Raw genomic sequence first — 14,923 nt, 5'->3', positions numbered from 1 at the left:
TTTCGGTCCTTTAATCACTGTATAACCCCATGGGATAGCATAAACATCATCTTTCACCTATGCGTGTTTAACTTTACGCACTCCACAAAGCTTATACTTACGCTTTCGGTTTTTGACTTTCTTCTGCTAGCCCTGCATAATAAATTTTATTACTATGGAGTCATTTTGTCTTGGTGCTGTTTCGTCCTGTTTGAGAAATGGCGTTTTATCATGTAGAAAGAGGGGGAAGCTGTGTCATCCTTTAATATTAAACGTTGGATCATTAAACCTTTTGTGTTTTTCACAATACTTTTTATCCTAAAAGCATTTCTGGCTTGGGGCGTCATTTTCGATGATGTGCTGCCTTGGAAATCATTACTGACAGAAATCCCTTTTGCCTGGGCGCTCTTCTGTATTATTGAGCGGTTCGCCTCCAAACGAAAGCTTGGATATTACATGACAGTCAATTTATTAGTAACAGCCATCTTTTTCGCAGCCATTATGTATTTTAAATATTATGGTGTCATTGTAACTTACCATGCCGCAGAACAGGTGAATCAAGTCACAGCTGTCAGCAACAGCGTATTCTCACTTATGGATCCTTACTACCTGTTAATCTTTACAGATATAATTGTCCTAGGAGGCTATTTCTTCTTTAATAAGAAAGGCCGTGTCTATAAAAAAGAGAATATCAACCGTCGTAACGGAAAAATAAAATATAGTGTTCTATTCGCAGTCTCACTTGGTTTATGCTTGTTTAACATTTTGCCTAATAAGGCTAGTATGAACGAAATTAAGAAAGCTCAGGAGATGGGTATTCTTAACTATGAAGCCTATACGATCTTTGCAAAAGAAGAACCAGAGCTTGTGCAATCAAGTGACATTACACAAGATGCCATCAACAAAGTGAAGGGGATTAATACTGCGGTTAGTTCTCCACTTCATGGCACGGCTAAAGGCAAAAATCTTATTATCATTCAATTGGAATCCTTCCAGAACTTCTTGCTGGGTCTTGAGCTAGACGGGCAAGAGATTACACCGAACCTGAACAAGGTAATGAAGGATAGTCTTTACTTCCCTAATTTCTATCAAATGGTAGGTCAAGGGAATACGTCGGATGCAGAATTCGTAGTGAACACATCCGCCTACATCCCTCCACGTGGTGCGGCAACGATGTCCTATGTGGATAAGGTGCTCCCAAGTCTGCCACGCTTGCTTAAAGACAATGGGTATCAGACCGCAACCTTCCACACCAATGTCGTAGAGTTCTGGAACCGTGGTGAGCTGTATGACTCACTGGGCTTCGATCATTATTATGATCGCTCATTCTTTGGTGAAGATGATGTTTTCTTCTTCGGTGCTTCTGATGATACGCTCTATAGTAAAACTGCTGACAAACTGAAAGAAATGAGCAACGAGGGTCAACCCTTCTACGCTCAGATCATTTCGATGTCAGCGCATCATCCATTCACAATTCCTGAGGAAAAATACCGCATGAAGCTACCAGAGCGTTACGAAGGTACTTTTGTGGGTGACTATATCCGTTCCCAGAACTATGCGGATGATGCCTTCGGACATTTCGTAGAAGAGCTTAAAGCGAATGGCGTATGGGATAACAGCGTGATCATGATTTATGGAGACCATATGGGACTGCCTATTTATTCTCTCGATCATGATGATAAGCAATTAATGACTGAAATTTATGGTCATGAATATTCCTATGCGGATATGTTAAACATTCCTCTGCTCATTCATGCAGGAGACAGCACAGCATCACAGACCTTAGAGCAAGTCGGTGGCGAAGTGGATATTATGCCAACTGCTGCTGGTCTTCTTGGAATTTCATTAGAGAATAACCTAGTTTTCGGTCAAGATCTACTCAGTCAGACTTATAATTTGCTGCCAGAAAGATATTATTTACCTTCTGGATCTTTCATTTCCAGCTCAGGACTGCTTATTCCGGGTAACAGCTTTGAAGATAATACCCAATACCCTATTTATAATGGAAAAGCACCGGCTGCTACTGAGGATGAATACAACCGAGCATTGAGACTTCTACAGCTTTCCCATAGCTATATTACGCAGCTGCCAGACAAACCAATTGAACCTTAGAACTTATCATTATTATATTTCAAAGAAGGCCACCTTCTCTCCGGAGAAGGTGGCCTTCTTTCTGTATCTATAAGCTAAAGCTAGAGATTTACCGTTCCTGATCCTCGATCATACGGTAGTACTCCGCAAACTTTTGCAGCTCTTCCGGCTTCAGTATAGATAAATGCTCAGCAAGCAGCTGTTTTGAACGGAAATGTCCTTCTTCAAGTATTTGCTGACCTTGCTCGGTGATGGTCACCACAACCGCTCTCCGGTCCGATCCATCCGTCTCACGCTTAATAAAACCCAGCGCTTCCAGGCGATCGAGCATCACGGTAATCGCACTTGATTTGACCTCCATAGACTCCGCCAGTTGTACCACCCGCGACTTTTTCTCTTTCGCTACTATATTTAACAGACCCATCTGAGGTACGGTAAGTCCGAGTTCTTTATGCAAAGTCCTTTGAGACATGATCTTACGCTGTACTCTCCACATGGATAATCCAAGACGCTCTATTAACGGATCTAATTGATGCGGCATCCTTGTTTCAACTCCCAATCCGTTTTTTAATAACACAAGCGTACCACTAGAACTGGTCAGGATTCAATGCTTTTGTCTACTAAAGATTTCATAATCACGTTTATTTCCATAATTTTTCCATCAATTTACAATATCCGACACAAAAATACTATATTCTATGTAAGGTCATAGGCTTAACGATACGCTATAATCGTAGCAGTGAGAGCGATTGTCTCCGAAAACATATTTTGTCAAGGTTGGTGCAAAGAATGAAATTGGCAACTAAATTAACTTGGATGATGTTCATCGTGTTACTTCTTGTTGGATCATCCATCGGGTTCTTCGGATACCGTACTGCGTATAAGCAAGTAGATGAAGCAGCAGGTATCGAATTGGTAGGATGCGCCAATATTACAACCGGGCTGATTGACCCATCAGATATTACCGCGCTAATTGCAGGAGATCAAAGCAAATTGGAGGCTGTCGAAGACCGGATCGGTTGGATTGTGGCACATAAGGCTATTTTTAAAGAGGCGTTCATTTTATCGCTAGACGGAAAGATCCTCGCCGCAGATTCAAGCTTCAAAGCAAGAGGTTATAAAGCAGGCGACACTTTTTATTTCTCAGATGAAGAGAAGCAATTGATCACTACATCTAAGCATTCCGCCTACTCCAAGGTTTATACATACGAAGGTACCTCACTTAAGACGGGTTACGGCCCCATCTATCAGGATCATGATCCGTCCAAGCCTATAGTCGCTCTAATGGCTATTAACTTCGATGGCCCATTAATTCAAGAACGGACCCGAGACATCATTGTTCAGCCTTTTATTATCGGGACTTCCATTCTAGTTATTGCTATTGTGGCAGCATATCTCTTAATCCGCCGAATGGTAAGTCCACTAACGAAGCTATCCAGAGGCGTAAATCTTGTTGCACAGGGTGATCTTACTCATGATCCTATTTCATTCAACAGCAAGGATGAGATTGGTACACTAGCTCGAAATTTCAACGGCATGACGCAGAGCTTGCGCATGCTCATTACCGAAGTTAATGAAACCTCCATGCAGGTGGCGTCTTCATCCGAAGAGCTCTCTGCCAGTGCACAGGAAACTAACCGTGCTGGTGAGTACAGTGTCAACGTTTCGATTGAACTTGCCGATGGAGCTAATACACAATTGCAAAATTTGGAGGGTGGATATAAGTCTGTACAAGACTTGTCACACTTCATTACAGAGATTGCAGGAAATGCTGATAACGCAATGAATAATGCTACCAGTAACGCCGAAAAGGCTCGTACAGGTCGAGAAGCAATGGACTCTACTACACAACAGATGAGCATCGTCAGTGACAGCATCACTGATTTAGCTGTCATTATTGAGACCTTGGGCGGCTACTCCAAGGAAATTGAGAATATTGTGGGCACGATTGCGAGCATCGCAGAAGAAACCAATCTGCTGTCGCTGAATGCAGCCATTGAAGCTGCAAGAGCCGGAGAAGAGGGAAGAGGCTTTGCGGTAGTTGCACAATCCGTACGCAAGCTTGCCGAGCGATCCGCCCAATCTGCTGCTCAAATCGGACAACTCGTAAGCATCATCGTAAGTCAGATGGACCAAGCAGGAGAAACCATGAAGCGCTCTACAGAAGAGATGGATCAAGGCCGGGAATTAATCGTAACAGCAGGTCAATCCTTCTCCGAGATTGAGATGTCTGTCTCTGGGATGGCTTCACAAAGTCAGCAAATTTCCGGAACAGTCCGCGAGCTAGCCTCCATCTCCGATGGTCTCGTTACTACTCTACAGAATATTGTAGACGTCGCTAATCAGACAGCAAGCGGTGCGGAAACATTATCCGCCTCCTCACAAGAGCAGCTTGCAGCCATGGAAGAAGTGGAGTCAGCCGCAGGTTTCCTGTCCTCGCTAGCTGAGAAGCTACAGATTCTAATTGAACGTTTCAAAGTATAATTCTTCTTATTCATGTAAGTTCTTAAACTTAAAGGGGCTAGCGACCAAGCAGAGAAATTCTGCTTGGTCGCTAGCCCCTCTTCTATGTATTGAGATCACGACGCTGCCGTATTCGCTATAAACCACTCACCCAGCTCATGTACAGGCATCGGCCGACCGTAATAATAACCCTGCATGACTCTACAACCCAGTGATTTCAGCAATTCAATTTGCTCTGGTGTCTCCACACCTTCCGCCACGACTTCCATATTAAGATGAGTCGCAATCGCAATAATATTGCTGATAATAGCTTTCTTGGAGTGCATCTTGCTGTTACGAATAAATACTTGGTCAATCTTGAGTGTGTTCACTGGGATTTCATCCAAATTACCAAGGGAGGAGAAGCCTGTCCCAAAGTCATCCAGCGATACTCTTACCCCAAGCAATCGAAGTCTAGACAGCTGTGCAACCGTCTCTTTCATGTTATGCATCGCAATGGACTCTGTAATCTCCAGTTCGAGAAAGCGTGGCTCTAATTCTGCACATGTGAGTGCTTCCGCTACAACATCGTATAGACTCCCATCCTCAAACATCCGTGCGGACATATTAATTGAGACCGGTACGTTAGCTATCTCTTCCTTATGCCAGAACCTGTTCTGGCTACACACATCATGTAGCATCCAATAGGTAATCGGAACGATCAGTCCGGTCTCCTCTGCAATAGGAATGAATTCCGCTGGCGAAATGATCCCATGCTCTGGGTGTCTCCAGCGCAGCAGCGCTTCAAGACCCACCGTAACATTCATATATGAATCCCATTTCGGCTGATACACAACCATAAACTCAGAACGAGCCAAAGCTTTTCGAAGATCCTTCTCTAGCGACATCCGCCGTAACTGATGGCGATTTACTTCCTGGTCGAACACACTGCATTTATTCTTACCTGAATCCTTAGAGGTATAAAGAGCCGTATCCGCAGCCTTCATTAGCGCTGAGCGATCAGTCCCATGCATAGGAGTCATACTGATTCCAACACTTGCAGTAACATATAGCTCATTGCCCTGAATACGATAGAATTCCTTAAGTTCATGCATAATATGCCCTGCTTCTTCCTGCGCACCCTCCAGCGTGCAATCTGGAAGAGCAATCAGGAATTCGTCACCGCCTAAACGGAATATTTTTCCTTTATCCCCTACAGAACGAATTAATCTAACAGCGACCTCCTGTAGTAGCATATCACCTATATCATGTCCAAGCGTATCATTAATCGACTTAAAGCGATCTAGATCTACAATAAAAACAGCACCAGATCTACTTTCAAAAAATTCATCTTTAAAATAGCGTTCTAGTCCATGTCGATTCGGCAGCTCTGTTAGCGGATCTTGATAAGCCATTCGTTCAAGCACATGGCGATCCAGAAATACGGCGCCAGCAGAAACTGCGAGCATAAGTAGCGCTGCCAGCGAAAATGCCATTAACAGTATAACATCAGTCTCTACAAAAAAAGGTTTGCTTCCAGGTAAGTTGTTATATTCAAAATGACAAGCCTTTACACTTGTGTAATGCAATCCGGTAACTGAAAATCCGATAAACAACGCCGAGTATAGCTTCCATCGCTGAAACCCTGCGCATTCTTTAAACTTTTGAAACATCAATAATCCGATATAAGACGAAACCAAAACCAGAATTACAGCAACGGCTTGAATCCATATATCATAATGAATCCTCGTCGCAATCTTCATAGAAGACATTCCGATATAATGCATAGCCGAAAAGCCGCTTCCCAAGAGAATACCACCTACTACTAAATTCCATATCTTTAACTGAGGAACAGATGTGATCCGGAATGCCAAATAGCAGAATAACACACCAACTAATAGTGATATTATAGATCTGCCTGGATAATAATTGACCTCCGCCGGAAAGCGATTCGCCATTATCCCAACATAATGTATTGCCCATATACCGCAGCCTAACACACAAGCTCCCGAGATCAACCACAGACGTCGGATTTTGCCAGTAGAACGCGAAACTTGCGAAATCAGATTTAGTGCAGAATAAGTAACTGTCGCCGCTAGCACAAATGATAGTAAAACAATCCAAACATTAAAGTGGATTCCCATTTTATCCATTAGTTAACCTCTTCACCGGTTTTGAATCCCGTAATCGCTCAGCGTATTTCTCAAGTAAAAAATCAGTACACGAATATCAGATATGGAAGAGTGCGTAAAGATTATAGGTTATCCATAAAAAGAAACTTTAGATGTATTCTACTCTGTATTCAGAAGATTGTCTAAGTAAATACTGGAATTTATACCCTTTTTTATTACGCGAAAAATGTCCATATTTGACACAATCACTCAACCCGGAAAACTTGAACCATGACCTGTTGATGATACATTTTTTGGAAAGGTAATTCGCCATATCCATAGATTCAAAACTACCAGAACCAACAGGTAGATATAAACTCCACCCATAAACAAAGTGAAGACGTAATGAATACCTGCCATCCCCATCAGCAAAAATAGCAACCCAAAGGAGTTTGCGGTGTAATCCTTCTGTTTAGCTGCCTCATAACGTTCTGAGAAAGGTAGTACCGGAGGATAAGAACGGAAGCAAATGACCGCATAGATCAGCATTGCAAACAGCACGACTACCAAGTCTGGCACAATCCGCAGCCCAAACAACCAAAGATACATTATCGCTTCTATAGCGAATAAAGGTAATAGCAGGCGAACTATCGCTGCCTTAAGCATTCCACGATAGATGGGTGCGGTGTTTGGCAGAGGAATCAGCTTATAAATCCAAGAGCCTTTATAACCCGCAGAGTACCTTAGCATTAGAACAACCGTCTGAAGTAACGTCGCACCGAAATAAATCATCAGGTATGTGTTCGAATCCTTGATAGACGATGCATTTCCATCCCAAAATATCCCAAATATAAAAATGAACGGGAAGACAATGGAATAACCGATTGCCGGATATACCTTTAACTTGAAGTCACGCTCATTCTTCATCATTGACCAGCTAAAACGAAAAAACATGCCCTCTACCGGGTTCTTACAAGTTACTTTCGACAACCAGTCCACCATTCGGGCGTTACTTTTGCCAACGTTCCCTTGCTCTGAAAGCTTCTGTAAGCTCTTTTCGAATAAAGGCATCAGCTTAATATAAGCCACAATCAGCAGAACCGGAATTACTAAAGCTAGCACTGAAAGCACCACGAAGTGTGTATCTCTCGCCCCGCCAATCAACATCTCAAATGGAGCCGCAAACCAAATCGGAGAAATCAAATACTGCCACCACGCCGGCTTAAAAGAGAGGCTCAATTCAGCAATATCGAACAGTCTAACAACGAGCTGATACCCTACTGTAATCCCTATAGTCAAAATGATCTGTACATAATTAATAATATCCTTGAGCTTCTCCCCGTCGAAAAACTTCATGATCAGTAAATAAAGCAGCGCCGTAATGACGAGAATAAAGCAGTCCATCAGAATGATCTCAACAGCATATATTAGAAAAAATAGTACTCCCTGTTTGAACAGGCATAAAATCAGCGAAGGTCCGGTCAAGGTCAGCGTCACTGAAAATAAATAAATGAGAATGTGGATGCTCTTCGCCATGTTCAAGGTACGGCGGTTCACTGGCTTTGAAGCCAGTATGTTTTTGTCCCGAAGATCAAGCATCACGGAAGAGAAATCAGAGATCAGTGTGGTCGTAATCATAAACATCACTACACCAAACACTAGACTCATCTGCAGCATATAGTTCCCCGTTAACATCATAAGAGGAATTAACATGACGCCAAAAAGTAAATAAATCCATTGCACCCGCAGCGGCGAGCCCTCTTTCTTCTCCTCCTTCTTCTGCATTCCAGCGAGCACTGTCGGTGTTCTTCTTCCGTCCATCGTCAGTTTGACCTGCAGAATACTCCGCATCACATCATAATCAACTCCGATTCGGCTAAACCCACCTCGCAGCTTATCCAGAAGCTTCAGCACATAGAAATCAGTCATGAGAAGATACCTCTTGCATGACCGCAACAAATTCCCCAGCAATATCACGGTATTTATCAAATCCAGTTAATTGATTAAAAATATCCTCAAGCGACCCTTCGCGGCCCTTCTCTCTTAGCTCAGCAAAGCTCCCATCCGCCACGATATCTCCACCATCGATCAAAACGATCCGGCTACTGATCTTCTCAACTACATCCATGATGTGTGAAGAATAGAAAATGGTCTTGCCCCTTGCCGCCAAAGATGCAAAAATCTCCTTTACCACCATTACGCTATTGGCATCCAGACCGCTCAACGGTTCATCTAGGAACAGAATATCGGGATCATGAAGCATGCTGGAGATCAGCAGTACCTTTTGTTTCATCCCTTTGGAGAAGGTTGCGATCCGCGAATCATAAGCTTTCTCAAGACCTAGCAAGGCCATTAATTTTCCAGCCTTGTAATCCACATCACTACGCTTCATGCCATACAACTCACCTACAAAAGTTAGATACTCCCTAGCGGTGAGGCTATCATATAATTCGGCTACCTCCGGCACATAACCTATTCTTTTTTTGTAAGAAACATCTCCATCAGCAATATCCCTACCGAAAATCTCTACTTTGCCGTTATAGCCTTCTACCAGACCGAGCATAATCTTAACAGTTGTACTCTTTCCTGCCCCGTTAGGGCCGATATAGCCAATAATTTGTCCTCTGTATACCTTAAGGTCAATGCCCTTTAGCACCATTCGGTCCGTGTAGTTCATCCATAAACCAGAAATCGCAATGACTGGATCATCAGCAAGGCCCATATCCTAATCCCCTCTCTAGCGACTAATTGACGATGTTAAAAATTACTATTTCATAAAATTACAATAATTGTATCATTCCACTGAATCCCGCTCCATAATTTAACTCACTAATCTTATATCTATGAATGCTAATGCCCTGTTCAGCACAAAAGGGAGAACCATTGGTTCCCCCTTAAAGTGTAGAGATCTATCCCACACAAATTATTCTGTTTGATCCACTTGATCATATGAAGCTCTGGCCTTTTCAACCCACACATAATTTTTACTCGTCCACTGATTTAACGCTCTCATAGGCTCAAGTAACGACACCCCTAAGGGGGTTAGAGAATACTCTACGATGGGTGGAACGGAAGGTGTAATCTCGCGTTGTACCAACCCATCTCGTTCCAGTTGCCGCAAAGTTTGAGTTAGCATTTTTTTAGAGATGCCTTCGATTCGTCTTCTGATATCACTGTAACGAATGATTCCATCTTCCATGGCATAGATGACCAAAGCTGTCCATTTATTAGAGATAATATCAAGGACCTTACTGTACCCACAAATCGATAACGAGATATCAGGCTCTACGGCATTCGTCGAAAATGGATTGTTCATATAAAGTCCTCCCATGCACTTTTTGGTTCCCTGGACACTATAAAGTGCCTCCTTACTTAAGTGTAATTTATGGATTATTGTATGTCTATGCACTTCAAGAAGGAGAGATTGCTCATGAAAGTATACGAAATCCAAAGTGAATTTGGCCTCGATCAACTGAAGGTAGCCGAACGTCCAATTCCTAATCCTGGTTCTGGTGAAGTTCGTATAAAAATGCGGGCAGTTTCCCTTAACGCTAGAGATTTAGGTGTCATTGATGGTTTTTATAACCCGATTTTGAACGCTCCATTAATTCCAGTATCGGACGGTGTTGGTGAAGTTGTCGCCTTAGGTGAGCATACGTCCAGATTCAAGATTGGTGACCGGGTAAGCGGTATTTTTACTCAAAGCTGGGTTTCGGGAGAACCTACACAAGAAAATTGGGTGAGCTCACTTGGAAGTCCGCTTGATGGGTTGCTTGCAGAATATGTTGTGCTTCCCGAGGAGGGATTAGTTCGTGTGCCAGATCTATTAACTGATGAAGAAGCGGCAACTCTTCCTTGTGCAGGTGTTACAGCCTGGCATGCTATTGTTGAAGAAGGAAAGGTGAAGGCTGGAGAGACTGTAGTGATACAAGGAACGGGTGGAGTTTCACTATTCGCGCTTCAATTTACCAAGCTTCACGGTGCACAGGTGATCATCACATCAAGCAGCGATGAGAAGCTTAAGCGTGCAAAGGGATTGGGAGCGGATTTCGGTATCAATTATTTAAAGACCCCTGAATGGGATAAGGCTGTTCTTGAGCTGACAGGGGGACGCGGGGCAGACCATATTGTTGATCTCGGTGGATCATCCACATTAAATAAGTCAATCGTGGCGCTGCGGGTGGGTGGAAGGATCAGTCTGGTAGGCGGTCTGTCGGGCTTCCAAGTTGAGGGCTTTAAAATCATCCCTGCAATTCTGAGAAAAGCACGCCTTCAAGCCATCAATGTCGGAAGCCGTGACATGTTTGAGACGATGAACCGTGCGGTTGAACAAAATGGACTTCGCCCTATCATTGACGCTGTATTTCCATTTGAACAATCTGTTGAAGCATTGCAATACTTGGCTAAGGGTACACACTTCGGAAAAATCTGCATTAAGTTTTAACAGTAGAACCCCCCTGTAAAAAAGCAGGGGGGTTCTACTGTTATATTCAGCTACCGCCAATCATTTCGATAATAGATTATAAATGACCTGTGCCGCTTGCGCTCTTGTAGTAACTTCTTTAGGACTCAGCTTGCTATTCGCTCCGGTTACTACACCTCTTTCCACCAGCGCCTGAAGGGCTTCCTGTGCATAGCCAGCAATTTCCCCTGCATCACCAAAATCAGAAAGAGCTACAGCCTTCTTCTCGGATGGCAGTTCACCTAGCGCTACAAGTGAGCGATACAAGAGTGTAAATAGCTCCTGTCTAGTGATCTGAACCTCTGGCTGGAATTGATTATCTCCAGAACCTGTGGCTACCCCAAGGCGCTTAGCAGTCGCGAGATAGTTCGTGTAATACGTATTGCCCGCATCCGCAAAATTATCAGTTGCGGTAGCGTCGGGTGTGATGCCATAAGCATTCAAGAGCAAGACTATGAATTGCCCTCTAGTTATTGCAGCATTCGGACTGTAATGCTCTGCATCCGTACCGGATGTGATACTGCGTGCCGCAAGATAACCTACTGCACTGCTATACCACGAAGTTTCTGAAACATCCGCAAAGCTTACCTTGTTATATCCAATAATATATTGGGAGAAATGTGTGGTAACAAAATCTACGGTTCCCTTGGCAGCGTTATAATTCCCGCGTACATTCTCCAAGCTTCCGTTGGTATTGATATGGTATACGATGACCGCATCTTTCTGTTCTCCTGCTTGCAGTGTATACGGCACACTGATATGGATAATGCCCCCACCAAAGGTGGAAAGGGTACTCTGACCTGCTTTTACCGACAAATCATAAACCGGTCTGTCCCCGAGAACGGCCTTACCTTCTGCCGTTAACGAAACCTTAGCAATGGTTATGACAATATCCCCTGCATCCGAGGCTGAGCTGATACTTGCCAAAGATTTGGCATCAAGCGTAATCGTACCTACATTCTCATAATGAATGGTAATCTCGGCCTTTGTACCAGAGACCAACTCGTTAATTATGCTTCTCGGTAGCGTAAGCTCGGCTGTTTGGGTTTCAGAAGTAGCTGCTACTTTAATTTCAAGTACGGCTTTCTTCCCATCCGCTTCTGCCTTTTTAGCAAGATTCACAAGCTCGGTAGCCGCTTCCTTCGTGATTGTTGCTGTGGTTACTCCTGTGGTTTTATCCGTTTTGGTTGCTGCTGTTGATGATAAATTCACAGTGTTACCGGTTGTTGTTGTAGCAACCAGTTGAGGGCTTGCTGTTGGTGTTGGTGTGGTCGTGCTCGGCGCAGGATTGCTGCCGCCAGGCCCACTTGTTCCTGGGTCTGAAATAGATACATAAGCAGGGACAATAATATTAGTTACTGGACTCGCCTTATAACCTTCTTTCGCTGCGTATCGAACTTGATACGTACCTGGTATTAGACCTGTAATCTCTTTATCTGGTGCATACACATAATTAGTCACACTGGACAGCTTATATTCTAAGGCTGTTGTGGTTCCTGTAATTTTCCCATCATTGTTCGCTGTAGAGGTAGGTGCTACCCCCTGTAAACCGGATGGCGCTGCTTGCTCTGCAGTGAATACTGGAACAATCACTTCTGCTGCTCTGCCTGCATTAAATCCTTCTTTAGCTGCGTATCTTACCTGATACGTCCCCGGTACCAGTCCAACGATCTCTACATCTGTTGCATAGACATAATCGGTAACTGTTGATAGCTTATACTCCAACGCTTTCGTAGTCCCTGTGATTTTGCCATCATTATTGGCTGCAGTAGTCGGTGCCACCCCTACTAGCCCTATAGGAGCTGCTTGCTCGCCATAGGCCGGAACTTCAACAGTAGCATCTTTACCTACGCTGTATCCTTCTTTTGCCGCAAATCTTACATTATAAAAGCCCGGAGTAAGACCTGTGATGGCTACGCCTGTTACAGGCTTATAATCAGCTTCTCCAACACCCTTATATTCCTGCCCTTCAGCTGAGCCCGTAATTTGCCCATCATCGTTAGCTCCAGAAGTAGGAGCTACGCCTAATAGACCTGTTGGAGCTGCTTGTTGATGGATATAAGCAGGCACCTCCACACTTACATCTTCTCCAGCATTATAAGGAATGATCGTCGGTCCCGCTGCGTTCGTTGGTCCTTGATATCCTGATGTAGCCGCATATCTTACTTTATAAACACCAGGCGCAAGCCCTGTAATTGCTGATCCTGATACTGGCGTATATGCCGTATCTCCAGCCAGCTTATATTCCAAGGCCGAACTTGTGCCCAAGATTTGCCCATCCTTACTGTCTGCTGCGGTTGGTGCAACACCTGTAAGTCCAACGGGCACAGCTTCCAGTTTAGAGAATAGCTTATCCAGAGCTGTTGTAGTGTTAGTGTATCTGGCTCCGACTGGGTAATTCGCCTGCACGTAATCCGGTTGGATGTTCGTCCAGCTGTACATAAGCTCAATATGCCCTAGAATAGGTGCATTAGTGCCGTCTGTATCTTTGTTATCCTTGTTGTACGTGAACAGATATGGAACCTGAAGTCTATCTCCAATCACGGTGTCTCCAAGCTCATTCACATAACTAATCACAGATGGTTTGGCTGCTGTATTGTTCTCGGTCTTGATATTAGTCAGATAAGTACGGACCAAATCAACATACAACTTCGCATATGGGTGATTGGTTGTTCTAATCTGAAGCTCATTATTATTGTGCGGATTGGCATTGCCCTTGGTGCCGCTGTTATTGCTTGGTTCAGCAACCGTCACCCCAGAGTCGAGCTTCGTATCGAAGAAGTAGACCTTATCGATGTTATGCTTTTTGGCATACTCATTAATATATTTGATAACCGCTTGCGTGTTAGGGCACCATGATCCACCTAACAAAATCGCATAGTTGCCATCACTCGCCAAAATTTGCTTCAGCTGATGATAGGTCACATGTTCATACACGAGCGTACCGTCCGATTCGTTGAAGATCGTAGGTTTGCCCTCATTTTCGCCCTCGTAGTTCTTGTTAAACGCCGCCTTGATATAAGCAGATTCATCGATCGTGTTATACCCAGAAGCGGCACTAAGTACCTCTCTTACTGATGCTTTATACGCATTAACCTTCGCAGCATCAAGTGTTCCGTTCGTCAGGAACTCATTCCACGAGTAGCTTTTATCCAGATAGGATACAACAGGAGCGATATTTCCTTGTGCATCCTTGTGATCCTTGTTGTATACCAAGAGAAATGGAGATTCGATCTTATTAGCAGTTACGACATCCCCGTTTTTATTGGTATAGCTAACATTGCGTTCTGGAACATCCTTCGAGGACAGATTCAAATTCTTTAAATATTTGTTTACCAGGTCAACGTATTTGTAAGCAAATTTATTATTGCTGTCTGCAATCTGGAGCGTGTCACCGTCCAGCTTAGTATCAAAGTTATAAATCGTAGAGATGCCATATTCTTTAGCTACTTCATTGATAAAGCCGATGTCGGCCTGTGTATTCTCGCTCCAAGCGCCGCCAACCAGAACAGCGTAAGTGCCTTCACTCTCAAAAAGATGAACGATATCCTCATAGGTTGCCGTTTTAAATACATGGTTAGGATCATTCAGACGGTCATAGACATGACTGAAATAATCAAAGTGGCTTACACCACTACTTGAGCCAAAAGAAGTTAGCGCCTCTGCGTTATCCGGATTAGCATAAGCTCTTCCTGCCTGAGTAGGCAGAATTAGCAGGGAGGCTGCCAACAGCAGCGTTAGAATTTTTTTAAAGGTTAATGGTCGTATCATTATGTGCACCTCGCCTTAAATAGGTTTATGTGATGTATGGGCTGAAAGGAATCCTGAATGAGCCTGC

At 43.7% G+C, this 14,923-nt stretch carries 9 protein-coding genes; 3 read left to right on the top strand and 6 right to left on the bottom strand.

The window, feature by feature from the left end; genetic code table 11:
- Positions 1 to 231: 231 nt before the first annotated feature.
- Entirely contained in the window at positions 232 to 2,091 is a 1,860-nt protein-coding gene (locus MKX60_RS05520; RefSeq protein ID WP_076285608.1) for an LTA synthase family protein, read from the top strand.
- Positions 2,092 to 2,179: 88 nt separating this feature from the next.
- Here MKX60_RS05520 and MKX60_RS05515 read toward each other — a convergent pair whose 3' ends face one another.
- Positions 2,180 to 2,611 carry a MarR family winged helix-turn-helix transcriptional regulator gene (locus tag MKX60_RS05515; protein ID WP_081382665.1) on the bottom strand — a complete coding sequence of 144 codons (432 nt, stop codon included), beginning with the start codon at positions 2,609 to 2,611 and terminating at the stop codon, positions 2,180 to 2,182.
- 248 nt (positions 2,612 to 2,859) lie between these two features.
- On the opposite strand from MKX60_RS05515, the gene MKX60_RS05510 reads away from it, so the two are divergent.
- Positions 2,860 to 4,554 (top strand): methyl-accepting chemotaxis protein, encoded by a 1,695-nt coding sequence (locus MKX60_RS05510; RefSeq protein WP_076285607.1) that lies wholly within the window; start codon positions 2,860 to 2,862, stop codon positions 4,552 to 4,554.
- 95 nt (positions 4,555 to 4,649) lie between these two features.
- On the opposite strand, the gene MKX60_RS05505 is transcribed toward MKX60_RS05510, so the two are convergent.
- The 4 genes from MKX60_RS05505 to MKX60_RS05490 all read right to left on the bottom strand — a co-directional run bounded on the left by MKX60_RS05505 (position 4,650) and on the right by MKX60_RS05490 (position 9,939).
- Positions 4,650 to 6,665, bottom strand: a complete 2,016-nt coding sequence (locus MKX60_RS05505) for a bifunctional diguanylate cyclase/phosphodiesterase (RefSeq protein WP_081382666.1) — start codon at positions 6,663 to 6,665, stop codon at positions 4,650 to 4,652.
- A 228-nt stretch (positions 6,666 to 6,893) separates the two neighbouring features.
- Positions 6,894 to 8,552 (bottom strand): hypothetical protein, encoded by a 1,659-nt coding sequence (locus tag MKX60_RS05500; protein ID WP_076297944.1) that lies wholly within the window; start codon positions 8,550 to 8,552, stop codon positions 6,894 to 6,896.
- Positions 8,545 to 9,345: an ABC transporter ATP-binding protein gene (locus MKX60_RS05495; RefSeq protein ID WP_339243859.1), complete on the bottom strand. Its 801-nt coding sequence runs from the start codon at positions 9,343 to 9,345 to the stop codon at positions 8,545 to 8,547. Before MKX60_RS05495 ends, MKX60_RS05500 begins: the two co-directional genes overlap by 8 nt.
- A gap of 201 nt (positions 9,346 to 9,546) precedes the next feature.
- The gene (locus MKX60_RS05490; RefSeq protein WP_042192606.1) at positions 9,547 to 9,939 is read right to left on the bottom strand and encodes a winged helix-turn-helix transcriptional regulator; all 393 of its coding nucleotides are present in this window, start codon (positions 9,937 to 9,939) and stop codon (positions 9,547 to 9,549) included.
- A gap of 114 nt (positions 9,940 to 10,053) precedes the next feature.
- Here MKX60_RS05490 and MKX60_RS05485 point away from each other — a divergent pair, with 114 nt between their 5' ends.
- Positions 10,054 to 11,067, top strand: coding sequence for a zinc-dependent alcohol dehydrogenase family protein (locus MKX60_RS05485; protein ID WP_341059251.1), 1,014 nt, complete (start codon positions 10,054 to 10,056; stop codon positions 11,065 to 11,067).
- A gap of 60 nt (positions 11,068 to 11,127) precedes the next feature.
- On the opposite strand, the gene MKX60_RS05480 is transcribed toward MKX60_RS05485, so the two are convergent.
- On the bottom strand, positions 11,128 to 14,856 hold the full coding sequence (locus MKX60_RS05480) for an S-layer homology domain-containing protein (RefSeq protein WP_341059250.1): 3,729 nt from the start codon (positions 14,854 to 14,856) through the stop codon (positions 11,128 to 11,130).
- Positions 14,857 to 14,923: the final 67 nt, after the last annotated feature.

The organism is Paenibacillus sp. FSL R5-0914 (assembly GCF_038004525.1).
In the GTDB taxonomy this organism is placed as follows: Bacteria; Bacillota; Bacilli; order Paenibacillales; family Paenibacillaceae; genus Paenibacillus_AQ.
Note: the sequence above shows the minus strand (reverse complement) of the source record. Positions and strands in the feature narration are given on the sequence as shown.